The sequence below is a fragment of the Bradyrhizobium tropiciagri genome (assembly GCF_001189845.1).
In the GTDB taxonomy this organism is placed as follows: Bacteria; Pseudomonadota; Alphaproteobacteria; order Rhizobiales; family Xanthobacteraceae; genus Bradyrhizobium; species Bradyrhizobium tropiciagri.
Map to the genome: position 1 here is coordinate 12,167 of NZ_LFLZ01000048.1, position 23,925 is coordinate 36,091.

24 protein-coding genes and 1 pseudogene are annotated in these 23,925 nt (G+C 65.0%); 17 read left to right on the forward strand and 8 right to left on the reverse strand.

The features are described from left to right. Window positions 1-19: 19 nt before the first annotated feature. Complete coding sequence (locus AKN84_RS30020; protein ID WP_050424124.1) at window positions 20-2,422, forward strand: EAL domain-containing protein; 2,403 nt, start codon at window positions 20-22, stop codon at window positions 2,420-2,422. A 180-nt stretch (window positions 2,423-2,602) separates the two neighbouring features. Here the strand turns inward: AKN84_RS30020 and AKN84_RS30025 are convergent, their stop codons facing one another. Next, window positions 2,603-3,130, reverse strand: coding sequence for a DUF6428 family protein (locus AKN84_RS30025; protein WP_050424125.1), 528 nt, complete (start codon window positions 3,128-3,130; stop codon window positions 2,603-2,605). 49 nt (window positions 3,131-3,179) lie between these two features. On the opposite strand from AKN84_RS30025, the gene AKN84_RS30030 reads away from it, so the two are divergent. The 4 genes from AKN84_RS30030 to AKN84_RS30045 are packed head-to-tail and all read left to right on the forward strand — an operon-like array spanning window position 3,180 to window position 5,807. Next, window positions 3,180-3,539 (forward strand): ArsR/SmtB family transcription factor, encoded by a 360-nt coding sequence (locus AKN84_RS30030; RefSeq protein WP_050424126.1) that lies wholly within the window; start codon window positions 3,180-3,182, stop codon window positions 3,537-3,539. Beyond that, a complete protein-coding gene (locus tag AKN84_RS30035) occupies window positions 3,539-4,225 on the forward strand; it encodes an aquaporin (RefSeq protein ID WP_050424127.1) in 687 nt (228 codons plus the stop codon). The genes AKN84_RS30030 and AKN84_RS30035 overlap by 1 nt, the downstream gene beginning before the upstream one ends. Then, on the forward strand, window positions 4,222-4,647 hold the full coding sequence (arsC, locus tag AKN84_RS30040) for an arsenate reductase (glutaredoxin) (RefSeq protein ID WP_050424128.1): 426 nt from the start codon (window positions 4,222-4,224) through the stop codon (window positions 4,645-4,647). Before AKN84_RS30035 ends, arsC begins: the two co-directional genes overlap by 4 nt. After that, a complete protein-coding gene (locus AKN84_RS30045; RefSeq protein ID WP_050424129.1) occupies window positions 4,644-5,807 on the forward strand; it encodes an MFS transporter in 1,164 nt (387 codons plus the stop codon). The genes arsC and AKN84_RS30045 overlap by 4 nt, the downstream gene beginning before the upstream one ends. A 104-nt stretch (window positions 5,808-5,911) precedes the next feature. On the opposite strand, the gene AKN84_RS30050 is transcribed toward AKN84_RS30045, so the two are convergent. Further along, the gene (locus tag AKN84_RS30050) at window positions 5,912-6,346 is read right to left on the reverse strand and encodes a hypothetical protein (RefSeq protein ID WP_050424130.1); all 435 of its coding nucleotides are present in this window, start codon (window positions 6,344-6,346) and stop codon (window positions 5,912-5,914) included. 83 nt (window positions 6,347-6,429) lie between these two features. Here AKN84_RS30050 and AKN84_RS30055 point away from each other — a divergent pair, with 83 nt between their 5' ends. The 3 genes from AKN84_RS30055 (at window position 6,430) to AKN84_RS30065 (ending at window position 8,176) form a co-directional block, all read left to right on the forward strand. Continuing rightward, on the forward strand, window positions 6,430-7,056 hold the full coding sequence (locus AKN84_RS30055; protein ID WP_050424131.1) for a hypothetical protein: 627 nt from the start codon (window positions 6,430-6,432) through the stop codon (window positions 7,054-7,056). A gap of 71 nt (window positions 7,057-7,127) precedes the next feature. Beyond that, window positions 7,128-7,721, forward strand: a complete 594-nt coding sequence (locus AKN84_RS30060; protein ID WP_050424175.1) for a YdcF family protein — start codon at window positions 7,128-7,130, stop codon at window positions 7,719-7,721. Window positions 7,722-7,819: 98 nt separating this feature from the next. Then, entirely contained in the window at window positions 7,820-8,176 is a 357-nt protein-coding gene (locus tag AKN84_RS30065; protein ID WP_050424132.1) for a hypothetical protein, read from the forward strand. Between the two features lie 350 nt (window positions 8,177-8,526). Here the strand turns inward: AKN84_RS30065 and AKN84_RS30070 are convergent, their stop codons facing one another. Next, window positions 8,527-9,870 (reverse strand): aminotransferase-like domain-containing protein, encoded by a 1,344-nt coding sequence (locus AKN84_RS30070; RefSeq protein WP_050424133.1) that lies wholly within the window; start codon window positions 9,868-9,870, stop codon window positions 8,527-8,529. Between the two features lie 181 nt (window positions 9,871-10,051). Here AKN84_RS30070 and AKN84_RS30075 point away from each other — a divergent pair, with 181 nt between their 5' ends. Then, window positions 10,052-10,288, forward strand: coding sequence for a DUF1127 domain-containing protein (locus AKN84_RS30075; protein ID WP_050424176.1), 237 nt, complete (start codon window positions 10,052-10,054; stop codon window positions 10,286-10,288). A 288-nt stretch (window positions 10,289-10,576) separates the two neighbouring features. Here AKN84_RS30075 and AKN84_RS30080 read toward each other — a convergent pair whose 3' ends face one another. After that, window positions 10,577-11,002: a universal stress protein gene (locus AKN84_RS30080; RefSeq protein WP_021077991.1), complete on the reverse strand. Its 426-nt coding sequence runs from the start codon at window positions 11,000-11,002 to the stop codon at window positions 10,577-10,579. Window positions 11,003-11,159: 157 nt separating this feature from the next. Continuing rightward, entirely contained in the window at window positions 11,160-11,702 is a 543-nt protein-coding gene (locus AKN84_RS30085) for a SixA phosphatase family protein (RefSeq protein WP_050424134.1), read from the reverse strand. 94 nt (window positions 11,703-11,796) lie between these two features. Here AKN84_RS30085 and AKN84_RS30090 point away from each other — a divergent pair, with 94 nt between their 5' ends. The 5 genes from AKN84_RS30090 (at window position 11,797) to AKN84_RS30110 (ending at window position 19,783) form a co-directional block, all read left to right on the forward strand. Beyond that, complete coding sequence (locus AKN84_RS30090) at window positions 11,797-13,293, forward strand: NAD(P)/FAD-dependent oxidoreductase (RefSeq protein WP_050424135.1); 1,497 nt, start codon at window positions 11,797-11,799, stop codon at window positions 13,291-13,293. Window positions 13,294-13,366: 73 nt separating this feature from the next. Further along, on the forward strand, window positions 13,367-13,867 hold the full coding sequence (gene msrB / locus AKN84_RS30095; protein WP_050424136.1) for a peptide-methionine (R)-S-oxide reductase MsrB: 501 nt from the start codon (window positions 13,367-13,369) through the stop codon (window positions 13,865-13,867). A gap of 271 nt (window positions 13,868-14,138) precedes the next feature. Next, complete coding sequence (locus tag AKN84_RS30100; protein WP_050424137.1) at window positions 14,139-15,971, forward strand: flagellar hook-basal body complex protein; 1,833 nt, start codon at window positions 14,139-14,141, stop codon at window positions 15,969-15,971. A 46-nt stretch (window positions 15,972-16,017) separates the two neighbouring features. Next, window positions 16,018-17,895, forward strand: a complete 1,878-nt coding sequence (gene flgK / locus AKN84_RS30105; protein ID WP_050424138.1) for a flagellar hook-associated protein FlgK — start codon at window positions 16,018-16,020, stop codon at window positions 17,893-17,895. 7 nt (window positions 17,896-17,902) lie between these two features. Beyond that, complete coding sequence (locus tag AKN84_RS30110) at window positions 17,903-19,783, forward strand: flagellar protein (RefSeq protein WP_050424139.1); 1,881 nt, start codon at window positions 17,903-17,905, stop codon at window positions 19,781-19,783. Between the two features lie 133 nt (window positions 19,784-19,916). Here the strand turns inward: AKN84_RS30110 and flbT are convergent, their stop codons facing one another. Next, entirely contained in the window at window positions 19,917-20,348 is a 432-nt protein-coding gene (gene flbT / locus AKN84_RS30115; protein ID WP_050424140.1) for a flagellar biosynthesis repressor FlbT, read from the reverse strand. Window positions 20,349-20,718: 370 nt separating this feature from the next. On the opposite strand from flbT, the pseudogene AKN84_RS30120 reads away from it, so the two are divergent. From AKN84_RS30120 to AKN84_RS30130, 3 genes and pseudogenes are all read left to right on the forward strand, one after another. Then, window positions 20,719-21,885 (forward strand): annotated as a pseudogene (locus AKN84_RS30120) (flagellin N-terminal helical domain-containing protein). A gap of 207 nt (window positions 21,886-22,092) precedes the next feature. Further along, a complete protein-coding gene (gene flaF, locus AKN84_RS30125) occupies window positions 22,093-22,458 on the forward strand; it encodes a flagellar biosynthesis regulator FlaF (RefSeq protein WP_029085370.1) in 366 nt (121 codons plus the stop codon). Window positions 22,459-22,483: 25 nt separating this feature from the next. Beyond that, complete coding sequence (locus AKN84_RS30130; protein ID WP_050424141.1) at window positions 22,484-22,846, forward strand: hypothetical protein; 363 nt, start codon at window positions 22,484-22,486, stop codon at window positions 22,844-22,846. 18 nt (window positions 22,847-22,864) lie between these two features. Here the strand turns inward: AKN84_RS30130 and AKN84_RS30135 are convergent, their stop codons facing one another. Together AKN84_RS30135 and AKN84_RS30140 are read right to left on the reverse strand one after the other, a co-directional pair. Then, window positions 22,865-23,251 carry a hypothetical protein gene (locus AKN84_RS30135; protein ID WP_167351882.1) on the reverse strand — a complete coding sequence of 129 codons (387 nt, stop codon included), beginning with the start codon at window positions 23,249-23,251 and terminating at the stop codon, window positions 22,865-22,867. A 162-nt stretch (window positions 23,252-23,413) separates the two neighbouring features. Continuing rightward, entirely contained in the window at window positions 23,414-23,914 is a 501-nt protein-coding gene (locus tag AKN84_RS30140; RefSeq protein ID WP_050424143.1) for a hypothetical protein, read from the reverse strand. Window positions 23,915-23,925: the final 11 nt, after the last annotated feature.

Here is a 23,925-nt window from a genome sequence, read left to right on the forward strand (position 1 = left end):
GTCCATAACGGGGGCCTATATGTATCGCGTACTCACCTGTCTCACCTTGGAACATGACTGGCGGTTGGTCGTCCTTGGTGGGGTGATCTGCTTGCTCGCAAGCGCCGTCGCGATCAGCCTGTTTCACCGGGCCCGCGCCGCCCAGGGCCGCGCCCGCGAGATCTGGATCGGCCTCGATGCGGCGGTCGGCGGTTGCGGCATCTGGGCCACCCATTTCGTCGCCATGCTGGCCTACGATCCCGGCATCGAGGCCGGATACAACATTCCGATCACGCTGCTGTCGCTGGTGCTCGCGGTTGCGATCCTGGCCGTCGGCCTTGCCGTCGCAGCGCTCGATGAACGCTGGTGGACGGTCGCCGCCGGTGGCGCCATCGTCGGCATCGGTGTCGCGGCGATGCATTACACCGGCATGCTTGGGCTGGAATTGCCCGCCCGCATCGTCTGGTCGCCCGGCATCGTCGTGACCTCGATCGTATTCGGAAGCCTGTTCGGCGCGCTCGCGCTGGTGGTTGCGACACGCGGCGAACGTTTTGGCACCACTGCGGCCGCGACCGGTCTCCTGACGGTTGCGATCGTCTCGCATCATTTCACCGGAATGGGTGCGGTGACGCTGGTCCCGGACCCGACCATCGTTCCCGATGGGCTTTCGGTCTCGCCGCGCGTGCTCTCGTTCATGACCGCGGTTGCCGCCTTCGCGATCCTCGGGCTGTCGCTGATCGCCTCTATCCTCGATCGCCGCGCGAAGACCGAGCTTCACAAGCAGAAGATGGTGCTGGATACCGCGCTCGAGAACATGTCGCAGGGGCTCTGCATGTTCGATGCTGACGGCCGCATCATGCTGTTCAACGAGCGCTACAGCGAGATGATGGGGCGCAATCGGGTGCCGCTGCAGGGCCGTTTGCTGATCGACGTCCTGCAGGACCTGCATTCCATCGGCGAGTGGGACGGCGATCCCGAGGAATTCTGCAATGCGCTCGTCGCCGAGGCAAAGGCCGGCAACGGCGCGACGCGGATCGTCAGCCGCAACGAGCGCGCGATCCGTGTCGTCGACCAGCCGATGAAGGGCGGCGGCTGGGTCGCGACCTTCGAAGACATCACCGAATGGCAGCAGGCCCAGGAACAGATTTCGCACATGGCGCGGCATGACGCGCTGACCAACCTGCCGAACCGCACGCTGTTCCGCGAGCAGCTCGAGAAGGCCTCGCGATTGGCCAAGCGCTCCGACCAGCTCGCGGTGCTGTGCCTCGATCTCGATCATTTCAAGGAGATCAACGACACGCTCGGACATCCGGTCGGCGATGCGCTGCTGCGCGAGGTCGCGCGCCGGCTCGGCGAATGCGTGACCGAGCACGACACCGTGGCGCGGCTCGGCGGTGACGAATTCGCCATCGTGCAGTTCTGCAGCAATTGCGAGCCCTCCGTGGTGTCGTCGCTGGCAAGTTGCGTGGTCGAGCGGATCGCCGCGCCCTACGAGATCGAAGGCCACCAGCTCGTGATCGGCGTCAGCATCGGCATCTCGCTCGCACCCGAGGACGGCAAGGATCCCGACGAACTGCTGCAAAAGGCCGATCTCGCACTGTACCGCGCCAAGGCCGATGGCCGCGGCACCTACCGGTTCTTCGAGACCGGGATGGATGCGCGCGCGCAGGCGCGCCGGCTGCTGGAGCGCGACCTGCGGCTCGCGCTCGAACGCGACGAGTTCGAGGTCTATTACCAGCCGATCCGCGATGTCGAGGGCGATCGGGTCGTCGCCTTCGAGGCGCTGGCGCGCTGGAATCACGCGCAGCGCGGGCTGATCGCGCCCAACAATTTCATCCCTGTCGCCGAGGAAACCGGACTGATCGTTCCGCTCGGCGAGATCGTGCTGCGCAAGGCTTGCGTCGAGGCCGCAAGGTGGCCCGCGGACATCGCGGTTGCCGTCAACCTGTCTCCGGTGCAGTTCAAGAATCCGAGCCTGGTGTCGTCGGTAAGGGCGGCGCTGGATGCGTCGGGCCTGTCGCCGGATCGGCTCGAGCTCGAGATCACCGAATCGGTGCTGCTGCAGAACAGCGAGACGACGCTCGCGGTGCTGCACGAGCTGCGTGGTTTCGGCGTCCGCATCTCGCTCGACGATTTCGGCACCGGCTATTCGTCGCTGAGCTATCTGCGCAGCTTCCCGTTCGACAAGATCAAGATCGACCGTTCGTTCGTGACGGATCTTGCGACGCGCGAGGACTCGATGGCGATCGTGCGTGCGGTCACCGGTCTCGGCAAGAGTCTCGGCATCGTCACCACGGCGGAGGGCGTCGAGACCGATACCCAGTTCGACCTGCTGCGTCAGGAAGGCTGCACGCAGGCGCAGGGCTATCTGTTCAGCCCGCCGCGGCCGGCGGCTGACGTCGCCAAGATGTTGCGCCGGGCGCCGGAACGGTCGGTGGCCTGATCGGATTCGTGTCGGACGTGCTGTCTTGACGCAAACCGGCGTCCACCTGGCGCGGGCGTTGCTCACAAATTGGTAGCGTCCGCTTTGCACTTGAAAGGCGACGTTGAAACCGGGATGTCGGCGTGTCGGCCTTGGGGCCATTAACGGACGTAGATCGGCTGAATTGCGCCCAGGACAGAGTCAACCACAACAAGGCTGTTTAGTGTTAGGTGCGCAGCAGGATTGCTGCTCCTGCAGCCATCGGTCGCGCGGCTTGCAACTCGATGGACGCGCCGACAGATAGACGCGGATCGCGGTGTCGCCTGCATCCATCCGTTCCGCGCGATAGATTTGCATCGGCCGCACGCCATCGCTCACCTCAAAGGTCAGCTTGGCCTGCGGATCGAAGCCGACGGCCTGGTCGACCTTGCGGATGATCGCGAGAAACTTCCCGGCAGGCATGTGGCCGCGGTTTTCCTCCTCGATGTCCCAGAGCTGAATGAAAGTCTCGCTCCAGCTTTCAGGGTTCGCGCCGCAATCGAGCCCCCTGAATGAACCGGTTCTGACCTCGGTCACGTGGTAGCTGGGGCGGACATCCCGGCCGCCGTAGCTGAAGATCAGCGGCTTCTCCCTGTGCGTCTGCAGGCCGGAAAGGAGGGCCGCGGCTGAAAGCTCGTCCACCGGGAGCAGGGCGCCGACGACCGATCGGGTATTGGCAAGTGTGTCCATGGCTGCTATCCTCATTTCAATGGTTGTTGAATTGTAGGATTATCGAAAGATGGAGGAGCGTCAAGCCCGAACCGCTTTCGCCGCGCTGTCGCAGGAAACGCGGTTGCGGATCGTGCGGTTGCTGGTGCGGGCCGGTCCCGATGGAATGGCGGCGGGGGCGATCGCCGAAGCGGTCGCGGTGTCGCCATCCAACGTGTCCTTCCACCTGAAGGACCTCGAGCATGCGGGCATGATCGTGCCGCGCCGCGAGGCGCGTTCGATCATCTATTCGGCCGACTTCAATGGCTTGCGCGATCTCATCGCGTTCCTGATGAAGGATTGCTGTGCGGGCCATCCGGAGATTTGCGCGCCAGCGCTCGCTGAGGCCCAATGCAGGCCGTTCACTACCAAGAAGAAGGCGCGTGCCTGATGCCCGACTTCGACCTGCCGCGGCGCCTTGCGGCCGAGGGCCTTGGGACCTTGCTTCTGGTCGCGACCGTCGTCGGCTCCGGCATCATGGCCGAGACTTTGACCAGGGACGTCGCGTTGGCGCTGCTCGGCAACACGCTTCCGACCGGCGCCATTCTGGTGGTGCTGATTACGATCCTTGGACCGATATCCGGCGCGCACTTCAATCCGGCGGTGACACTGGTGTTCACGCTCAAGGGCGAACTCCGTCCGCCGCACGCCGCGCAGTACATTGCGGCGCAGGTACTCGGGGGCATCCTCGGCGCGATGGTCGCGCATGCTATGTTCGGCCTGCCGCTGCTGGAGATCTCTGCGAAGGCAAGGACCGGCTTTCCGCAGTGGTTTGCGGAATTCGTTGCCGCGTTCGGACTGATCGCGACGATTATCGGCGGCCTCCGATTTCGTGAGGCTTCGATACCATGGCTGGTCGGGCTCTACATCACGGCCGCCTACTGGTTCACCGCATCCACGTCTTTCGCCAATCCGGCCGTCGCCATCGCACGCTCGTTCACCGATACGTTTTCCGGTATCCGCGCTCAGGATCTGCCGGGCTTCGTCGTCGCCGAAATCCTGGGGGCCATGGTGGCGCTTGCCTTCATGACCTGGCTGCTGCGGGGCGCTGAAACCACCAAGGAAGCGATCCGATGACGATCACGATCTATCATAACCCCGATTGCGGGACGTCGCGCAACACCCTGGCCATGATCCGTCAAGGCGGGGAGGAGCCAGAGATCGTCGAATATCTCAAGACGCCTCCCTCGCGCGACGCGCTGGTTTCGCTGATCGCGGCCATGGGCATGACGCCGCGGGCGCTGCTCCGCGAGAAGGGCACGCCTTATGCCGCTCTCGATCTTGCCAATCCGAAATGGAGCGACGACGAGCTGATCGACTTCATGATCGCACATCCGATCCTAATCAATCGGCCGATCGTGGTCTCGCCGAAGGGCGTGAAGCTGTGCCGGCCATCCGAGGCTGTTCTTGATCTCCTCGCGGTCGCCGGCATCGGCCAGTTCGTCAAGGAAGACGGAGAGGTGGTTTCGCTGAAGACGCCGGGCGCGCGCGCTGGATGAGCCGCCGCACAGACAACGTGCTAATCGTCGCGCTCGGCACCACGCAGACCATTGCCTGGGCATCGAGCTATTATCTGCCGGCTATTCTCGCTGACCCGATCGCGCACGACCTCGGCATCTCGACGAACTGGCTGTTTGCCGCGTTCTCGATGGCGCTGGTGATCTCAGGATTGCTCGGTCCGCGTGTCGGCCGCCAGATCGACCGGATGGGTGGGCGCGAAGTGCTCTGCGCGTCCAACCTCATTTTGGCGTCCGGTCTGATCCTGCTCGGGCTTTCGCAGGGCGGCGTTCTGATGGCGGTGAGCTGGCTGCTGCTCGGCGTCGGCATGGGTCTTGGCCTGTATGATGCGGCCTTCGCAGCGCTCGGGCGCATCTATGGCGACGCAGCCCGCCGTTCCATTACCGGCATCACATTGATCGCGGGCTTTGCGAGCACGATCGGCTGGCCGCTCAGCGCGTGGGGACTGGCAACGATCGACTGGCGCTGGACTTGCTTCGGCTGGGCGGCTGCGCACATTCTGATCTGCCTGCCGCTGAACGGTTTGTTGATCCCCAAATTGAAGAGAGAGCATCGGATCGCAGCCGACACGCCAACGCCGCATATTCTGATCGACCGCGCGATGGTGCTGCTGGCCTTTGCTTTCGCGGCCGCCTGGAGCGTCACGTCGGCGATGGCGGTTCACTTGCCGCGCATTCTTGAGTCGTTGGGCGCAACGCAGGCGCAGGCGATCGCGGCAGGCGCGTTGATCGGCCCGGCGCAGGTGGCGGCGCGCATTGTCGAAGCGAGCCTGCTGAAGCGTTTCCATCCGCTGTGGTCAGCACGATTGGCCTGCATCACGCACCCCTTGGGCGCCTGCGTGATCGGCTTGTTCGGCGGTGGCTTTGCCGGAGTCTTCGCGCTGCTGCACGGCGCTGGAAACGGAATCCTGACGATCGCGCGCGGCACGCTGCCGCTGGCGATCTTCGGTCCAAAGGATTACGGCTACCGCCTGGGGCTGCTCGGCGCGCCGTCGCGGCTGTCTCAAGCGATCGCGCCGCTGGCATTCGGCTTCCTGATTTCACCGCTCGGCGGCTATACGCTTGCGGTTACGTCGGCCCTGAGTTTGGCTGCACTCGCGGCGTTGTTCGCACTCAAGGCAGGGAGGGACACTTCTACCTAGATTGGCGTTCCAGCGGGTCCGCCCTGGACCATAAGCCGTCTGCGGCGGCCAAGCGGAGCGACCTCCGCTTTACCTCGGAGTCCGGACGTTTACGAGGAGGCGCGCTAGTTCTTCCTCAGCGCAAAATAGGCGCCGCAAAACGCCATCGCGGCGCCGAGGCACAAAGCGGCGAGGCCGGCGAGCACGGCGGAGATGGTCGACACCGCGCTCGGTGCCGAGGCCGCCTGACCGGCCCCGGCCAGCATCAGCACGCCGACGACGATCAGGAACTGCCGCATCCGCTGCGGGATCTGCCCGGCCACCGCGCTGTGCATCAGATTGGCGGTGAAGTAGCCGCCCGAAAACCCGACGCTCGCGATCAGCCACCAGGCGATCGCAGCGCCTGCCGGCATGAACTCGTGGCTGTCGGAGCGCCACAGGCCGCCGAGATCGAGCCCGTAGCGTGCGCCGAGCATATGCACGGCAAGCGCCAGCAGCACGCCGGATATCATCGCGCCGCCGAGGATGAGGTAACGCGGAAAATAGGTCGTCTCGGGCATGGCTCGCTTGTAGGATAGGCACGACACTCCATGCAAGCGCGCGGATGTGTCCGAACAGGTGGAACGGCGGATTGCCAACAACGTTGCAGGACCGGCCGGAAGCAGGCGAGGGCGCAGCCGTGCGCTATGCCTACAAGGCCTCGCTGGTCGGCTCGGCGCACCAGTTCGAGCTGACCGGGGACGGGCTGTCGTGGCGGATCGCCGGCCGCTCCGGCGTGTGGGATTACACCGACATCTCCGCCGTGAAGCTGTCCTATCGCCCGGTCTCGATGCAGCAGCAGCGGTTTCGCGCCGATATCGACAATGCCAAGGGCGGGCGAATCGCGATCCTCTCGACGACCTGGCAGACCGCGACGCTGGTCGCGCCGCAGGGGCATCTCTACCGCGACTTCATCGTCGAACTGCATCGCCGGATGCAGGCGGCCGGCAGCACGGCGAGGCTGACCGGAGGTCTCGGGCCGAAGACATATACCGCGGCGCTGGCGGTGCTGGCGTGGCTTGCGGTGGCCATGTTCGGATTGCTGGTGATGGCGCTCATGACATCCAACTGGATGGGCGCGCTCTTCCTGCTTGGCTTCGCCGCGCTGTTCACCTGGCAGGTCGGCGGCTTTGTCACCCGTAACCGGCCGCGGCGCTACAGCTTCGACCAATTGCCCGATACGCTGTTGCCCAAGCCGTTGCCCAAGCCGGATCGCAATCAAGCGCAATGAAACGTGACTTCGTGCGCGCCCTCGCGCGCGGCATCGTCGGCGTGTGGTGTCGCGAACGGAGCGGGCAGGGCATGGACGATCGAAGTTTGCGGATGCCGTCCGGCGACGAGATCGCCGCGATCAATGCCCGGCACCTGATCGAGACGCCGCTCAAGCCCGCCGATCTCCTGTTCGTGTTCGGCACCCGCGGCGATGTCGCCGAGCGGGTCGACATGGCGGTCCGGCTCTGGCGCGACGGCTTTGCGCGCTGGTCGATCGTGAGCGGCGGCATCACGCCGGGCGATGGCCGCTCGGAGTGCGAGATCATCAAAGCCGCGATGGTGGCCGACGGCGTGCCGTCGGAGCGGATCCTCGAGGAGCATCGCGCGCAGAACACCGGCGAGAACGTGATCTTCTCGCTGCCGGTGATCGACGCGGCGTTGGGGCTCGCCAATATCAGGAGCGTGATCTGCCTCGGCAATAGCTGGACCGCGCGGCGTTATCCCATGACGCTGCAGCGGCACTGGCCGGAGGTCGAGAAGATGCTGGTGACGGTGGATAGCTTTGCCGTCCCGCGTACGCTTTGGCACACCGTCCCCGAGTTTCGCCGCCGCGTCCTGACCGAGTGGGACAAGATCGAGCCGTACATGGCGAGGGGATTCATCGCGGAGTGGCCGGTTGCCTGAAGGGAAAATCCGTCCGTTCGCGCCGGCCGGACTGTAAGCGGGCTGTAAGCAACACGCTGTAACATTGCCGTCTGATTTGCTTTTAGCTGGAGTGTCAGATGACAATCCGGACCCCGTTTCTGGCCCTGTGCCTCGCGCTCTTGAGCGTCTCTCCGGTTCTTGCGAAGGGCAGCGTAGGCAACAAACACGATCCGCTGGATCATAGCCACGTCGACAACCTGCCCCTCGATGTACGGCAATATGTTGCCGGAATCTGCAGGGGCACGCCGGTCGCGCAGCACGACTTCGCGACCTACTCGCCGCAAGAGAAGCGCTGGCGGATCAACCTCGAATACCTGCAGTGCGGCGTGATCGGGGAGTATCGCCGAGGCAACCAGTGCCTGGATGTGGACTTCGTCGCCGAGGGTGCGCATTTTCGTCTCGTCAGAAAGACGTATGCGGCCTGCGGGTTCTAGAGCATGATGGGATTTAGCTTGAACCTAGATCGGCAGCGGAGGTTCACCTCTCCCTTGGGAGAGGTCGCGCGTAGCGCCGGGTGAGGGGTTCCGGTCCCTCGCTAGAGCTGCGGCCCCTCGCCCGATTTGCTTCGCAAATCGACCTCTCCCAAGGGAGAGGTGAAGCGAGCGTGCAGCCGAAGCGCTTCCATCACAGTTCACGATGCCTGGCGCTCCGGCCACCAGAACAGGCCGTGCCACATGCGCATCGGAGCCTCTTGCGCGCGATGCTACTGCCGGTGGCTTACTGGGGCGCTGATGCCAACTAAAGGCAGCCGGAGATCGAAGAAGGCCGGTCGCTCGGCGCGGTGTCACTCCGTCGCGTCAAAATCCTCTTCGGTCGCGCCCAGCATTGCCGCCAGTGTCCGCAGGCCGAGGTCGAGTTGCTCCATCGGCGGCGCGGCAAGCGCAAGCCGCACCGCATTGGGCGCATGCCCCGGCGTGGCGGCGAAGGTCGTCGACGGCGTCAGCGCGATGTCGCGGCGCGCCGCGGCCGCAACCAGGGTCTGCGAGCGCCAATGCGGCGGCAGGGTCAGCCAGAGATGATAGGACTTCGGGTTGGTCTGGATCTCGAAATTGGCCAGATGCTTCGCCGCGATCTGCTGGCGGCGGCCGGCGTCGATTCGCTTCAGCCGTGACAGCTCGGCGGCGGTGCCGTCGGCCATCAGGCGCTGTCCCGCGGCGAAGGCGTAGCCCGACGCCGTCCAGCCGCCCGAGCGCACCGCGGCCATGATGCTTTCGCGCAGCCGCGGCGGCGAGACGATGAAGCCGAGCGCGAGACCGGGCGCGACCTTCTTCGACAGGCTGTCGAGCAGGATGCAGCTGTCGGGCGCGAGCGCGGCCAGCGGCACCTCGTCGTCGAGGAATCCATAGACGCCGTCCTCGATGACGACGAGGCCGAGCTTCTCGATCACGCGCAACAGCTCGGCGCGGCGCTCAGCCGGCATCGTGATGCTGAGCGGGTTCTGGATCGTCGGCTGGACGTAGATTGCCGACAGGTGCGCCTCCCGGTGCGCCTTCTGCACCGCGTCCGGGCGCACGCCGTGCTCGTCCATCGCGAGCGGCACCAGCGTGATGCCGAGCCGCGCGGCAATGCCCTTCACGAACGGGTAGGTCAGCGCCTCGACGCCGCAGCGACCGCCGGGCGGCACGACGGCGGCAAGCGCCGCGCCGATGCATTGCCGGCCGTTGGCGGTGAACACGATCTGGTCGGGATTCGGCGCCCAGCTCTTGCGCGCGAGGAATTCCGAGGAGATCGTGCGCGCCGCCCGCGTGCCGAAACTGGTCGCCGGCCGCAGCGCACCCTCGAGCACCTCGGGCCGCTCCAGCCCTTCGAGGCTCTTGGCGATCATCGTCGCCTGGTGCGGCAGCAGGGGATAGTTGAATTCGAGGTCAATGCGGGCGCCGCGCGGCTCGGTCGGAGCGGCGATGCCGCGGCGCGCCTCGCCCGACACGAAGGTGCCGCGGCCGACTTCGCCGACCACCAGCCCGCGCCGCAACAGCTCGGTGTAGACCCGGCTCGCGGTCGAGACGGCGATGTTGCGGTCATAGGCGAAATGGCGCTGCGGCGGCAGGCGGTCGCCGGCCTTCAGCTCGCCGCTGGCGATCTCGGCGGCCACCGCATCCGCCAGCTTCAGATATTCGAATCTCGACATTATTGCACCGAGAGCAATGTTTTACTTGCTCCGAGGAATGTACCGGATCATTTAAGAAGGAACAAGCCCATGATTGCACCGAGGAGCGCGCAAGCAATCCGAGGGTCCCACGGCGCAGGTGCTGAAACGGCATTTGTGTCGACGGCATAGCTTCGCCTTTTGGGCATCGATGGAGATGACAATGACGACGATATCCTCAGCCGCCGCAGCGCCCGCGCGGTCCAGTATGTTGGGCGGATTGCTCCGATTGCTCCGCGTGTGGGGCGATGCACTCGCGACCTATTGGGTGCGCCGCGAGGCGATCAAGACGCTGCGCCAGCTCGATGACCGGGCGCTGCGCGACATCGGGCTTTCGCGCTGCCACATCGAGACCGCCGTCACCGGCGATCTTGACCTGGAGCTGGTGCGGATCCGCTGAGACGACGCTTGGAGACGACCCTTGCGGGAGCCGGGCGAGGAGGCGCTTGCACGATTTCGGAATATTAGAAATATATCCCTGATTTGCCCGACGTGTCAAGTTGCGGTGTCGAACGCCCTGCAGCCGCCGGCATGCTTTGCATGGGGTTGTTTTCGATATTTCGGCAGCGCGCACCTGCAGTGGTCGTTGCGAGGTGCGGCTGGACACAGCATGGTCCGGAAAAGTGTGTAGCGGTTTTCCGAAGGGACCATGCTCAACCGGGAATCTGAAGCGCGAGCGAAGCGCGCTTCAGTGCCGCACCACCAGCACCGAGCATTTGGCGTAGCGCACCACGTGTCCGGCATTCGAGCCGAGGAAGTAGGTGCGCATCGCCGGGCGGTGCGAGGTCATCACGATCAGGTCGGCCTTCATCGTCGCGGCCTCCTCGAGGATCTCGTGGTAGATGCCGCCCTGGCGGACCACGCCCGAGATGCGCCCGGGTGCGATGCCGGATTCGCGCGCCACGATCGCAAGCGCTTCTTCCGATGTTTCACGCTGCTGGCTGTCGAAATCCGCCGGAACGTATTCGGCGAGCATCACCGGCGTCATCGGCAGCACGTTGAGCAGGCGCACCGCCCCGTTCCAGGTCTGCGACAGCGTCGCTGCGGTTGCGATCGCAGGCTTCGCCAGATCGGTATCGGCGAGGTCGATCGGCACGAGAATGGACTTGTACATCAGCGCCTCCTGTCCGCGATTGGTCTGGAGCCGTTTGGTCCCTGTGCCGGGACGCGCGCCTTCTTTTTCTTCGGATAGTCCGTGGTGTCGACGCGAACCGGTCCCCCTGTCGCGCGATCGTCAATATAGCATGGCGGAACGGCGGTGTCCGCCCGCGTCAGCCGCGCGAGGCCTGCTTCAACAGCTTAGGGCTGACGAACAGGACGAGCTTGCCGCGCCGGAAGGAGACGTCGTTCCAGTCGTCGGTCGCGAAGTCGAAGACGGCGAGTCCCGAGGTCGGCAGATTGTCCGCGAGCGCGCGCTTCGCCGCCTCGTCGCCGCTGCCGGTCAGCGTCAGCGCCAGCTCGTGCATCCCGGGATTATGGCCGATCAGCATCAGCCGCTTCGGATCGGTAACCGAGGCCATCCGGATCGCGGCGAGCAGCTGCGCCGGATCGGCGCCGTAGAGTTCCGGCACGACGTCGACTTTCGGCGCAGATCCCGCGCCCTTCAGCACCTCGCGCACGATCTCCCAGGTCTGCGTGGTGCGGACCGCCGGCGACACCAGCGCCAGATTGGGCAAAGGCGGGTGGCGAGCGATCCAGCCGCCGATCTCCGCCGCATCGCGGTGGCCGCGCTCGTCGAGACGGCGATCCTGGTCGTGCCCCGAGGGCGCGTCGTGTTCGGTCTTGGCGTGACGCAGCAGTAGCAAACGGCGCATGAACTTCCATCTCGATTCGGTCTGGTCGAATTAATTCTACAGGCTCATGCCCTGGACAAGGTGACAAGCGCCGCAGCGGTTCGTAAGAAACGACATGAGCGAGACTTCCACAAGTGCGGCAGACGGCCCCGACGCGGCGGCTTCACCGTTCCGCGACCGCTTGGCGTTCGACCTCGACGTCGACATTTGCGTCGTCGGGGCGGGGCTGGCCGGCCTGACCGTGGCCCGCGAGGCGGCACGGCTTGGGGCCAGCGTCGCGGTGCTCGAAGGGCGCCAGGTCGGCTGGAACGCTTCCGGACATCATCTCGGCACCGTGATGCCAGGCTTCGGCCTGCCGATATCGGATGTGATCGAGCGCGTCGGCCTCGATGACGCCCGCGAATTGTGGGCGCTGTCGAAGGAGGGCGCCGACTATGTTCGCGCCACCGCCACCGAGGATTTGATCCCGGGCATCAGCCCAAGCGACGGCGCGCTGGAAGTCTCCAATGTCGATGTCGGCGAAGCGCTGATCAGCCGCCTGCAGACGCTGGGTGAGGAATTTGCGACCGAAGTCGAAGGCTGGCAGGTCGATCGCGTCCGCAGCGTGCTCAGGACCGGGCGCTATTTCCACGGCATCTACTATCCGAAGGCGTTCCAGATCGACGGCCGCAAATATGTGCATGGTCTCGCCGCGCTGGCTGTGCGGGCGGGCGTGCGGATCTTCGAGGAGACGCCGGTCGTCAGCATCGATTTTTCCGGCATCCGCAAGCGCATCGTGACGCCGACGGCGCGACTGCGCGCCAACCACATTGTCCTCGCCGGCAATATCCATCTCGGTGCGCCGCTCAAGCGCCTGTCCGATACGCTGCTGCCGGTGTGGCGCTACGCGGCTCTGACTGAGCCGCTCGGGGAGCGGCTGGCGGAGGCGATCGCCTTTCCCGGCTCGGTCGTCGACAGCGACGGCATCGATCATTTCCGCGTCGTCGATGGCGATCGCCTGTTGTGGGCCAGTCCCGAAACGACCTGGGATGCGCGGCCGAAGCGGTTCGCTGCGGCGGTGCAGCGCCGCATCGCCACGGTGTTTCCGCAACTCGGCAAGCCCGCGATCGCAGACACGTTCGGCGGCGCGGTCGGCGTCACCGTGCATGGCATGCCGCAGATCGGGCAGTTGCGCAGGGGCCTGTGGGTGGCGAGCGGCTTCGGCCGGCAGGGGCTCAACACCTCGGCGCTCGCGGGCCAGTTGATCGCGCGCAGCATCCTGTGGGGCGATGATCGCTGGCGGCTGTTTTCGCCGTTCGAGCTGGTCTGGGCCGGCGGCACCACCGGTCGCGTCGCCGGTCATTTCGTCGGCCTGTGGGCGCGGGGCACAGCGTCCGCGGCGGGTGTTTTGGCGCGCTACCGCGAGGGGGCACGTGCGCGGGAGCAGGTCCGCGAGGCACGGCTTGCCGAGGCCAATCTCAAGGCGGGAACCCGGGGACCGGCACCCCGCCGTTCGCCGGGGGCCATGGTGCGGCCGGTGCCGCCGGCGCCACCCCGGCAGATCGAGGATGGCGGGGAGCGGTATCCTCACGCCTCGCAAGAAAGTGAGCGGATCTCCGACGGGCGGATGTAACGTCGACCGGCGGGGTTCGTATCTGTTGGCGAGCCCGTTCGGCCTGCTTTGGCCCCCGCATCGGAGATGATTGATGATCGATCGCCGCATCCTGCTTGCTTCCGTCGCCAGCCTGCTGAGCTTCGCTGCCTTCCGCTGGCTGCGCGCCTCGCCGGCGCAGGCCGCCGAGAAGTTCGAGATCGAGAAGACCGACGCCGAATGGAAGGCGCAGCTGACGCCGCAGCAATACGAGATCCTGCGCAACCAGGGCACCGAGCGGCCGGGATCGAGCCCGCTGCTCAAGGAGCACCGCAAGGGCACCTTCGCCTGCGCCGGCTGCGACCTGCCGCTGTTCTCGTCCGAGACCAAGTATGAGAGCGGCACCGGCTGGCCGAGCTTCTACAAGCCGCTGGATAACGCGGTCGGCACCACGTCGGACCGGACCTTCGGCATGCTGCGCACCGAGGTGCATTGCCGCCGCTGCGGCGGCCATCTCGGCCACGTCTTCGACGACGGCCCGAAGCCGACCGGGCTGCGCTATTGCATGGACGGTTTTGCGCTGGTGTTTCATCCGGCGGCGCCCTCGGCGACCTGACGGCGCCCATAGCGTTTTCAAGCGAAGTGGGTACCGGTTCGCGTCAAGAAAACGCGTCAAAACAAAAGAGGGAGCGCAGTTCAGAACTGCGCTCGGTCCCCGGCAATTGTTGCCTGCCCGGCAATTGTGCCCCGGTTAAACGGCCGGGGCTTTTTTTTCAAGCGCATGATTTTGTTACGATTCGTTTCCTGGCACGACCTTTGCGACATGCTCCGCCGATGCGGCCATCTGCTGATTGCCAGCCGCCGGGAATCGAATTGGAGAACATGTCATGGGTATCTTCGGCGCACTTACGACGGCGGTCGGTGGCTTGCGCGCAGGCTCGTACGCGCTCGAGAACATCTCCGGCAACATCGCCAACTCGCAGACCACGGCCTTCAAGCGCATCGATACCTCCTTTCTCGACCTCGTTCCGCAGACCGCGCTGACCGCGCAGCTCGCCGGCGGCGTCACCGCGCAGTCGCGCTCGACCAACTCGGTGCAGGGCGACGTGCAGTCGGCGTCGGTCGCGACCTTCATGGCGATCAACGGCAACGGCTTCTTTGCGGTGCAAAAGCCCGGCAGCTTCACCGACGGCTCGCCGGTGTTCGACGGCGTCGACCGCTACACCCGCCGCGGCGATTTTCAGCTCAACAAGGATGGTTATCTCGTCAACGGCGCCGGCTATTATCTCGAGGGCGTGCCAATCGACCCGACCACCGGCAACCCCTCTGGCTCCTCGCCGCAAACGCTGCGCTTCAAGAACGACTTCCTGCCGGCGCAGCAAACCACCAAGATCGACTATCGCGCCAACCTTGCGTCCTACCCCCTGACCACCGCGCACGACACCTCGGTTCCGGGCTCCGAGCTGATCCGGCCGGGCGCGTTCAGCGCCGGACATAACCCGCTGGTGCTGGGCACGCCGGCCGCGCCCTATACCGATTCATCGGTCACCGGCACCGCGCAGAACAACAAGGCGACGCCGTCGGTGGCCAACACCGCCGCGACCTTGCTGTCGGGCGCCGCCGGCAGCGACTCGATCAACGCCAGCTTCAGCGCCGGCTCGGCCGGCCCGCCCGTCGTGCCCGCCGATACGATCACGGTGAACGGCACCGTCATCACCTTCGTGGCTTCGGGCGCGACCGGCAACCAGCTCAACGTCACCGACAGCATCGGAACGCTGCTCGCCAAGATCGACGCGATCACCGGTACCGCAACGCCGTCGACGATCAGCGGCGGCAAGATCACCCTGCACTCCGGCACCGCGTCGGACCTCAACGTGACGAGCTCGAACTCGACGGCCCTTGCGGCGCTCGGCTTCACCGGCTCGGCGGTTGCGACCCGCGGCGGCGGCGGCACGGTCGGCACCGGTCAGGTCGTCGGCAACGACAACTCGACCTTCCTGAACGAATCCGTCTCCGGCGGCGCGGTCACGGCCTATGACGTGTCGGGTGCGCCGGTGAATCTGCAATTCCGCTGGGCCAAGTCCGACAGCTCCTCGCTGGGCGCCGGACATACCGATACCTGGAACCTGTTCTATCAGGTCAATCCGAACGCCACCGGCACGCAGGTCTCCTGGCAGAACGTGAACGTCAACTTCACCTTCGCCGCGAACGGCCAGATGTCGCCGGCGATCTCGTCGGTCACGCTCAACAATGCCGTCGTCAACGGCGTGTCGCTCGGCAACCCCGTGATCAATTTCGGCTCCGGCGGCGTGACCCAGTTCGCGGATGCCAACGGCAACGTCCAGGTCAACCAGATCCAGCAGGACGGCTTCCCGGCCGGCCAGCTGCAATCGGTCAGCGTCTCGACCAACGGCCGCATCGTCGGCAACTACACCAACGGCCGCAACATCGACCTCGCCGAAATCTCGGTGGCGACCTTCAACGGCACCAACTTCCTCAAGCGCATCGACGGCGGTGCGTTCGAGGCGACCGACGAGTCCGGCGCGGCGCTGTTCGGCAAGGCCGGCACCATCGTCGGTTCGTCGCTCGAGAGCTCGAACACCGATATCGCCGACGAGTTCACCAAGCTGATCGTGACCCAGCAGGCCTATTCGGCCAACACCAAGGTGATCACGACGACCAACTCGATGGTGCAGGACCTCCTGAACGTGGTGCGCTGATCGCATCGACGATGCACGTGTGAAGCAGTAAAGGCGAGTACACAGCATGGGTTTGAGCCAAGCCCTCTCCACCGCGATGTCGGGCCTGCGCGCCACGCAGGCCTCGCTCTCGCTCGTGTCGTCGAACGTCGCCAACGCGGAGACGCCCGGCTACGTCAGGAAGACGCTGAACCAGGATACCGGCACCACCGGCCAGTTCGGGTCGAGCGTTCTGATCACCGGCGTCAACCGACAGCTCGACGAATTCCTGCAGACTCAACTTCGCACCGAGACGTCGGGCGCGTCGTATGCCGACGTTCGCTCGAGCTTCCTTGCCAATCTACAGGGCGTCTACGGCAATCCCGACTCCACCGGCACGATCGAGGACGCCTACAACAAGTTCCTGACCGCGCTGCAGGGACTGTCGACCAGCCCGGACTCGCAGTCGGCCCGCATCGGCGTCGTCAATGCCGCGCAATCCATGGCGCAGCAGCTCAACGCGACCTCGCAGGGAATCCAGACGCTGCGCGCCAATGCCGAGGCCGGTATCAGCGATTCCGTCAACACCGCCAACAATGCGATGCAGCAGATCGCGCGCCTCAATGTCCAGCTCGCGGCCAATGCCGGCACGACCGATGCGTCGACCGCGGCATTGCTCGACCAGCGCGACCGCTACGTCACGCAGCTTTCGCAGCTGATGGACATCCGCACCGTCACCAACAGCCAGAACCAGGTGACGGTGTTTACCAATTCCGGCGTGCAGCTGGTCGGCACCGAGGCTGCGACGCTCAGCTTCAACGCCCAGGGCACGATGACGCCCAACACGCAGTACAACTCCGATCCGACCAAGAGCACCGTCGGCACCATCACCATCACGTTCCCGCATGGCGGCACCTATGACATGGTGTCCACCAACTCGATCCGATCGGGCAAGATCGCCGCCTATCTCGAGCTGCGGGACAAGACGCTGGTGCAGGCCCAGGCGCAGATCGACCAGTTCGCCGCCGCGATGTCGAGCGCAGTGTCGGACAAGACGACGGCGGGCACGGCGGCGACGGCGGGGGCACAGTCCGGCTTCGACCTCGATCTCTCGGGGCTGCAGAGCGGCAACACCATCCACGTCTCCTACAAGGACAACACCACCGGCCTCACGCACAATCTGTCGATCATCCGCGTCGACGATCCGAGCGTGCTGCCGCTGAGCAATACCGCAACCGTCGATCCGAACGACGAGGTGCTGGGGGTCGATTTCTCCGGCGGCATGAGCTCGGTATTGTCGCAGCTCAACGGCGCGCTCGGCGGAAGGGGGTTGCAGTTCTCCAATCCGTCCGGGTCGACGCTGCGGGTGCTCGACGACGGCGCCGCCAACAAGGCCGACGTGACCGCAGCCTCGGTCACGACAACCGTCTCGTCGCTGACCTCGGGCGATCCGCAACTTCCACTGTTCACCGACAATGGCGGGCTCTACACCGGCGCGATCACCGCGAACGGCTCACAGTCGACCGGCCTTGCCGCGCGCATCAGCGTCAACACGGCGCTGGTCGGCGATCCCTCGCGCATGGTGGTGTATTCGACCAATCCGCAGACCCCGGCCGGCGACACCACGCGCGCCAACCTCGTTCTGAACCAGCTGTCGAGCGCCTCGTTCAGCTATTCGCCGCAGACCGGCCTCGGCACATCAGGCGCGCCGTTCACCGGCACGCTGCTGAACTTTGCCAAGCAGTTCATCAGCCAGCAGGGCGAATCGGCGACGGCGGCCAAGCAACTGGCCGATGGTCAGGACGTCGTGCTGAACACGCTGCAGACCAAGATGGACTCGACCTCCGGCGTCAACATGGACGAGGAGATGGCGCATCTGCTCTCGCTCCAGAACGCCTATTCGGCCAATGCGCGCGTGATGTCGTCGATCAAGCAGATGTACGACGCGCTGCTGCAGCTCACGTGAGGGTAACATGTCGATCGACGGCGTAAGCGGCAGAACTTCCTATATCGGCACCACGATCCTCAACCTGCGCAGTCAGCTTAATGACCTGACGACGCAGCTTGCGACGGGCAAGGTGTCGACGACCTATGCGGGGCAGGGGCTCGATCGCGGCTTCGCGCTCAGCCTGCGTGCGCAGATCAGCAGCATCAATGCGTTCTCCGACACCGCCACCAATCTCAACACCCGCCTGAACGTCGCCAACCTCAGTCTGCAAGGTCTGTCCGACGTCGGCACCCAGGTGAAGAACGCGTCGACGACCGCGACGTTGACGCTCAACGACAGCGGCCAGACCTCGGGCCAAATCACGGCGCAGGCCGCGTTCGCCAACGCGGTTGCGATGCTGAACAGCCAGTCGGGCGACCGTTACCTGTTCTCCGGCCGTGCCATGGATACGCCGGCCACGGTGTCCGCCGACACGATGCTGAAGGGCACGGCAACCCAGGCCGGCCTCACCCAGCTCATCAATGAGCGCAAGCAGGCCGATCAGGGCGCCAGCATGATGGGGCGCCTGAGCGTCTCGTCGCCGCCGGCGACCACGACGGTGACGAGCATCGCCGAGGACGGCTCGCCGTTCGGCCTGAAGCTGCTGTCGGTGCAGTCGTCATTGACCGGCGCCACCGTGACCCAGCCGACCGGCACCCCGAAGTCGGAATCGGTCGATCTCGGCGCCGTCAATCCGAAGGATGGCGACAAGATCAAGTTCAACTTCACGCTGCCCGACGGCACCACCGAGGCGATCGAGCTGACGGCGACGACGACCAACCCGCCGCCGGCCGGCTCGTTTTTGATCGGCGCCGACACCACGGCGACGACGGCCAATTTGCAGTCGACGCTGACCTCGTCGATCAAGACCTTGAGCGACACGTCGCTGGTCGCAGCTTCCGCGGTCGCCGCGTCGAACAACTTCTTCAATCCGGTCGCGACCGTCTCGGGCGCGGCCGTCAACAACCAGAACACGCCGCCGGCGCCGATCTCAGGTGCCACGGCGCTTTCGGGGACAGCCGGCACCGACTCGCTGTCGACCAGCTTCGCAGCCGGTGACACCATCACGGTGAACGGGACCCCGATCACCTTCGTCGCTTCCGGTGCCACCGGCAACCAGGTCAATGTCACCGACAGCGTGCAGACGCTGATGGCGAAGATCGACCAGATCAGCGGCACCAAGAATCCGTCGACCATCAGCAATGGTGTGGTCACCCTGCATGGCGCCGACGGCGCGAGCCTCTCGATCTCGAGCTCCAACACGGCGGCACTCGGCGCGCTCGGCATCGCCAACAACACGACTGCGACCCCGGCGCCGCTCAGGGTCGGGGGACCGCCGTTCAACACGGCGACCAGCCTGGTCGCGGGCACCCCCGCCAACACAGTGTACTGGTACACCGGCGAAAACGGCCCGGGATCGGCGCGCGGCACCGCCGTCGCGCAGGTCGATCAGTCGATCACCGTGCAATACGGCGCGCGCGCCAACGAGCAGGCGTTCCGCTACTTGTTGCAGAACGTCGCGGTCTATGCGGCGGTCACCACCAACGCCAGCAATCCGAATGCAAGCGCGCAGGTGACGGCATTGGCACAGCGCGTCGGCGCGAACCTCGCGCCGCAGAACGGCCAGCAGCAGATCCAGGACGTGCAGGCCGAGTTCGCCGGCGCGCAGACGGCGACCAAGGCGGCGACCGATCGCCAGACCCAGCTCAAGAGCATGGCGGAAACGATGCTGGACTCGGTCGAGGGCGTCAATCAGGACGAGGTCGCAACCAAGATCCTGGCGCTGCAGACCAGTCTGCAGGCGTCGTATCAGACCACGTCGATGCTGTATCAGACCACGCTGCTGAAATATCTGCCGATCAGCTGATTGCCCGCCACCCATCTCCAGCCAGCAAAAAGGCCTCCTCGCGGAGGCCTTTTTCGTTCAGGCGAAGGCTAGAGCGTTTTCAAGCGAGGTGGACGCCGGTTCGCGTGAAGAAAACGCGTCAAGACGAGGAGCTCTACGCGCTCTTGCGGGCATCGTCCTGATTGGTCTTCTGCTGACCGCGCGCGCTCTCGAGCAGCTTCTCCTCATGCGCGATCAGCTTCTTGGATTCCTTCAACGCGTGATACAGGTCGCCGTTGAGGATGAAATTGTTGACGCTCTCGATGAAGGGCCAGGCGCTCGGCATTGCGGTGATGATGTCGCGCACCAGGCTGAAATAGGTCGGGTGGTGCGCCATCGGATCCGGCGACAGATACATCAGCTGCACGGCGAGATAGATCAGCTTCGCCGGCGTGTCGGCGGTCTCCGGCGTCAGGATATCCTTCTCGCGCAGGATCGGGATGCGGTCGCCGTCGATCAGGAGGCGAGCACGCTGATCGGTGTTGGTGATCACGCAGCTGCCGACGATGATGCGCTCGTTCGGTTTGAGTTCGACCTTCAGGGCCATGACCGTTCTCCTTTGCCGGGCAGTCGCGCGATGTCGTCGCTAGCGGAACGAAGTTGTGCTCGGCACTGCTTAGCAGCCGCCGTTGCGGCCCGGGGCCGATACGACAGCGATCCTTTCCCATGACGGTTAACGCTTGGTGAATGACGGGCCGGCGCAGGCGTCGGCGTTCGGCCGGAATCGGCAATCGTCTCAGTAGTTTTCGTGGCGAACTTCGCCCTATGGCGACAATTTTATTCTTCGGCATTTGAATCAAGTGCCGTTCTGGAGATTCCTATTTCCTTCGCGGGCGCGAACGCAGGATGGGCCATCCGCGCGGTCAGAAAGGACTGACGCGGTTTTGTCCTCAGTTTCACACCAGAAAGGTATGAAAATGTCCGGTATCATTCTCTCGTCCTCCGTTCGCCAGAACCTCCTCTCCCTCCAGTCCACCGCCGATCTGCTCTCCACCACGCAGAACCGCCTTGCCACCGGCAAGAAGGTCAATACGGCGCTCGACAACCCGACCAACTTCTTCACCGCCCAGTCGCTCGACAACCGCGCCAGCGACATCAACAACCTGCTCGACGGCATCGGCAACGGTGTGCAGGTGCTGCAGGCTGCCAACACCGGCATCACCTCGCTGCAGAAGCTGGTCGATACCGCGAAGTCGATTGCCAACCAGGTGCTGCAGAGCCCGACGGGCTACACCACCAGGTCGTCGGTCACCTCGACCGCGGCGCTCGGCGGCACGTCCGCCAACCTCGTCGACGGCACCACGATCAAGAGCGGCGACGTGCTGGCGATCGCGGCCTCGGCCGGTCAGCCCGCCTTCTCCTTCACCTTCGGGGCCAGCTCGTCGCTGGCGCAGCTGAACACGGCGCTGTCGGCCAGCAACCTGACGGCGAGCTCGACAGCTCCAACAAGCTCGTCATCACCACGACCAATGACGCGGCGTCCTCGACGATCGGTGCGGTGACCTTCACCAACACCGGCGGCGGCACCGCGACGTTCAGCGCAGCCGGCACGGCTCCGGTTGCCGACACGGCCTCGCAGTCGGCGCGTGCGGCCCTGGTGCAGCAGTACAACAACACCATCTCGCAGATCACGACCACGGCGCAGGATTCGTCGTTCAACGGCATCAACCTGTTGAGCGGCGACAGCCTGAAATTGACCTTCAACGAGACCGGCAAGTCCACGCTCAGCATCACCGGCGTCAAGTTCGATGCCGCAGCTCGGCCTGAAATCGCTGACCGCGGGCACCGACTTCCTCGACAACAACTCGGCGAACAGCGTCATCTCGTCGTTGAGCTCGGCGAGCTCCTCGCTGCGCAGCGAAGCCTCGACGCTGGGTTCGAACCTCTCGATCGTGCAGATCCGTCAGGACTTCTCGAAGAACCTGATCAACGTGCTGCAGACCGGTTCGTCGAACCTGACGCTGGCCGATACCAACGAGGAAGCGGCCAACAGCCAGGCGCTGTCGACCCGCCAGTCGATCGCTGTCTCGGCGCTCGCGCTCGCCAACCAGAGCCAGCAGAGCGTGCTGCAGCTGCTGCGCTAAGCGAGCCAAAACCTGGTTCAGGAACGGCGGGGGCAACCCCGCCGTTTCTCGTTTATCTCCGGGATATTACGGTATCTGTCGATGCCGTAAGAACGGCGCATTTGGTAACGCCCGCTAACCATATTTAAAGGCGCCGGATGCATAAATATCGAGCGCTAGAATTGCGTCTCCGCGGCTCGAGAAATCCGCATCCCATCGAGGTCATTAATGTCGAATGCAGCCCAGGCCTACGCTCGTACCTCAACGACGACGGCGTCCCCCCGTGAAATCGAAGCGCAGGCGCTCTTGAAGGCCGCGCGGCAGCTGCAGGAAGTCCAGGCGAACTGGAACGGCCTCGACAAGGCGCTCGATCATGCGTTGCTGTTCAATCGCCGGTTGTGGTCGATCTTCCTCAGCGCGGCAGAGGGCGACGACAATCCGCAGCCGCTCGAGGTGCGTCAGAACATTGCTAACATCAGCGTGTTCGTGATGAAGCAGACCATCGACATCCAGATGAATCCGGACCCGGCGAAGCTGAAGTCGCTGATCGACATCAACTGCAACATCGCCGCCGGCCTCTCGGGCCGCGGCTGATCGGGGTCACAACGGAGCTCTCGGCATGGCCGATGTGTTGAGCATCCTGTCCGCCAACTACAAGGCTGCCGGCCTGACGGTGCCGTCGAAGACGCCCTATGTGGCGGTCGATCCGAACCTCTATCAGGGCAGCTGGAGCGGCAAGTACGCCAACAACAAGTCGTTCAACATCTCGGTGTCGAACGTCGAGGGCTTCCGCGCCAAGGTCCACTATCAGAGCGACGGCACCAACAAATATCAGGACGTCCTGATCAAGGACGGCGCGTTCCGGATCGGCGATACCAAGTTCTCGCTGGTGCAGCAGGGGACGGCGCTGATCGCCAATGTCGTCACCGATCCGGCCACCGGATCGACCTATCTCGACAAGGCCTACGCCACCCAGAAGTGAGGGATCGTTCGCTGGCGTCTAGGCGCGGCGGTCGGTTGCGCGCGCGCGCGTCGGCGCGTCCTTGCTGAGATCGAGCGCGTGGAAATAGGCGCGGCGGCGCAATACGGCTTCTTCCGGAAACTGCCTCACCACCAGGTTGGTGCGATTGTCGACCACCTGGTAGACCACGGCGCGGGCGTCGCGATCGATGATGACCTGGTCGGTGACCGATGGAGCCTGATTTGAAATGGACGCATTGACCGCGTTGGGGTCGATCGTGACGCGCACGCTCGGCTCCGGAGCGGTGACGCTCTGGCTCGTGGGCAATTCGGTCTTCACCGCCTTCTGCGCCGTATCGCTCACCGGAGTGATCATCGGCGCTGCGACCGGTGCCCCCACCGGCTTGATGTTGAAATCTGTACTCATGGCAGCCTCGTAGTGCACAGGCACTAGTTTGCTTGAGTCAAATCCCAACCCCTCACGAACCGCAACTCTACGGGGAACCTCTCAATAGGGTGTTAGGGAACACGCTGAATGCCGCGCTGCCGGAGCCGCGTCGAATTGAGCTAAATTGTCGGCTTGTGCGCGTCAGAGCGTGCGGCTGACGGCGATCGGCGTCATGTTGCGCGGACCTGGCGCGGCGCGCTGTCCGTTTGCGGTGTAGGTGTTCGGGATGTTGCGGCGCTGCACCTCGGCGTTGACGCCGCGCACGATGCCTTCGGAGACGGCATGCGCGGTCGCGAGCACCGTCAGGTTGACCTGCAGCATCGCGCGGAACGTTTCGTGATGACGCCGCAGCGTCGCCAGCAGTTCGGGGTCGGTCTGCGACAGCATCTTCTGCATCGACTTCAGATGCTCCACCGCGAGCATATAGCGCCGCGACAGCTCCGACTTCTGCGCCTCGAGCTGCATGCCCTCGCGGATCTTGCCGGCGCGAACGAACTCGGTCTCCCGCTCGACGACGACGAGCAGCGCGCTCATCACCTCGGTCAGCTCGTTGGCAAGACGCGCGACGTCGGGAGGCGTCGACGTCGTACCCCGCGCGGCGGGGGCGGAGGCTGGCCGCGGCTGCTGTGGACGCTGGTTCATCGCGCTGCTCC

Excerpts from the sequence above, each read along its gene's own strand:
- AKN84_RS30140 (WP_050424143.1), bottom strand. The coding sequence starts at position 23,914 with ATGAACCAGCGTCCACAGCAGCCGCGGCCAGCCTCCGCCCCCGCCGCG.
- msrB (WP_050424136.1), top strand. The coding sequence starts at position 13,367 with ATGATCGATCGCCGCATCCTGCTTGCTTCCGTCGCCAGCCTGCTGAGC.
- AKN84_RS30080 (WP_021077991.1), bottom strand. The coding sequence starts at position 11,002 with ATGTACAAGTCCATTCTCGTGCCGATCGACCTCGCCGATACCGATCTG.
- AKN84_RS30060 (WP_050424175.1), top strand. The coding sequence starts at position 7,128 with ATGGACGATCGAAGTTTGCGGATGCCGTCCGGCGACGAGATCGCCGCG.
- AKN84_RS30070 (WP_050424133.1), bottom strand. The coding sequence starts at position 9,870 with ATGTCGAGATTCGAATATCTGAAGCTGGCGGATGCGGTGGCCGCCGAG.
- AKN84_RS30135 (WP_167351882.1), bottom strand. The coding sequence starts at position 23,251 with ATGAGTACAGATTTCAACATCAAGCCGGTGGGGGCACCGGTCGCAGCG.
- arsC (WP_050424128.1), top strand. The coding sequence starts at position 4,222 with ATGACGATCACGATCTATCATAACCCCGATTGCGGGACGTCGCGCAAC.
- AKN84_RS30085 (WP_050424134.1), bottom strand. The coding sequence starts at position 11,702 with ATGCGCCGTTTGCTACTGCTGCGTCACGCCAAGACCGAACACGACGCG.
- AKN84_RS30100 (WP_050424137.1), top strand. The coding sequence starts at position 14,139 with ATGGGTATCTTCGGCGCACTTACGACGGCGGTCGGTGGCTTGCGCGCA.
- AKN84_RS30065 (WP_050424132.1), top strand. The coding sequence starts at position 7,820 with ATGACAATCCGGACCCCGTTTCTGGCCCTGTGCCTCGCGCTCTTGAGC.
- AKN84_RS30020 (WP_050424124.1), top strand. The coding sequence starts at position 20 with ATGTATCGCGTACTCACCTGTCTCACCTTGGAACATGACTGGCGGTTG.
- AKN84_RS30090 (WP_050424135.1), top strand. The coding sequence starts at position 11,797 with ATGAGCGAGACTTCCACAAGTGCGGCAGACGGCCCCGACGCGGCGGCT.
- AKN84_RS30025 (WP_050424125.1), bottom strand. The coding sequence starts at position 3,130 with ATGGACACACTTGCCAATACCCGATCGGTCGTCGGCGCCCTGCTCCCG.
- flaF (WP_029085370.1), top strand. The coding sequence starts at position 22,093 with ATGTCGAATGCAGCCCAGGCCTACGCTCGTACCTCAACGACGACGGCG.
- AKN84_RS30110 (WP_050424139.1), top strand. The coding sequence starts at position 17,903 with ATGTCGATCGACGGCGTAAGCGGCAGAACTTCCTATATCGGCACCACG.
- AKN84_RS30130 (WP_050424141.1), top strand. The coding sequence starts at position 22,484 with ATGGCCGATGTGTTGAGCATCCTGTCCGCCAACTACAAGGCTGCCGGC.
- AKN84_RS30075 (WP_050424176.1), top strand. The coding sequence starts at position 10,052 with ATGACGACGATATCCTCAGCCGCCGCAGCGCCCGCGCGGTCCAGTATG.
- flgK (WP_050424138.1), top strand. The coding sequence starts at position 16,018 with ATGGGTTTGAGCCAAGCCCTCTCCACCGCGATGTCGGGCCTGCGCGCC.
- AKN84_RS30050 (WP_050424130.1), bottom strand. The coding sequence starts at position 6,346 with ATGCCCGAGACGACCTATTTTCCGCGTTACCTCATCCTCGGCGGCGCG.
- AKN84_RS30035 (WP_050424127.1), top strand. The coding sequence starts at position 3,539 with ATGCCCGACTTCGACCTGCCGCGGCGCCTTGCGGCCGAGGGCCTTGGG.
- AKN84_RS30030 (WP_050424126.1), top strand. The coding sequence starts at position 3,180 with ATGGAGGAGCGTCAAGCCCGAACCGCTTTCGCCGCGCTGTCGCAGGAA.
- AKN84_RS30045 (WP_050424129.1), top strand. The coding sequence starts at position 4,644 with ATGAGCCGCCGCACAGACAACGTGCTAATCGTCGCGCTCGGCACCACG.
- flbT (WP_050424140.1), bottom strand. The coding sequence starts at position 20,348 with ATGGCCCTGAAGGTCGAACTCAAACCGAACGAGCGCATCATCGTCGGC.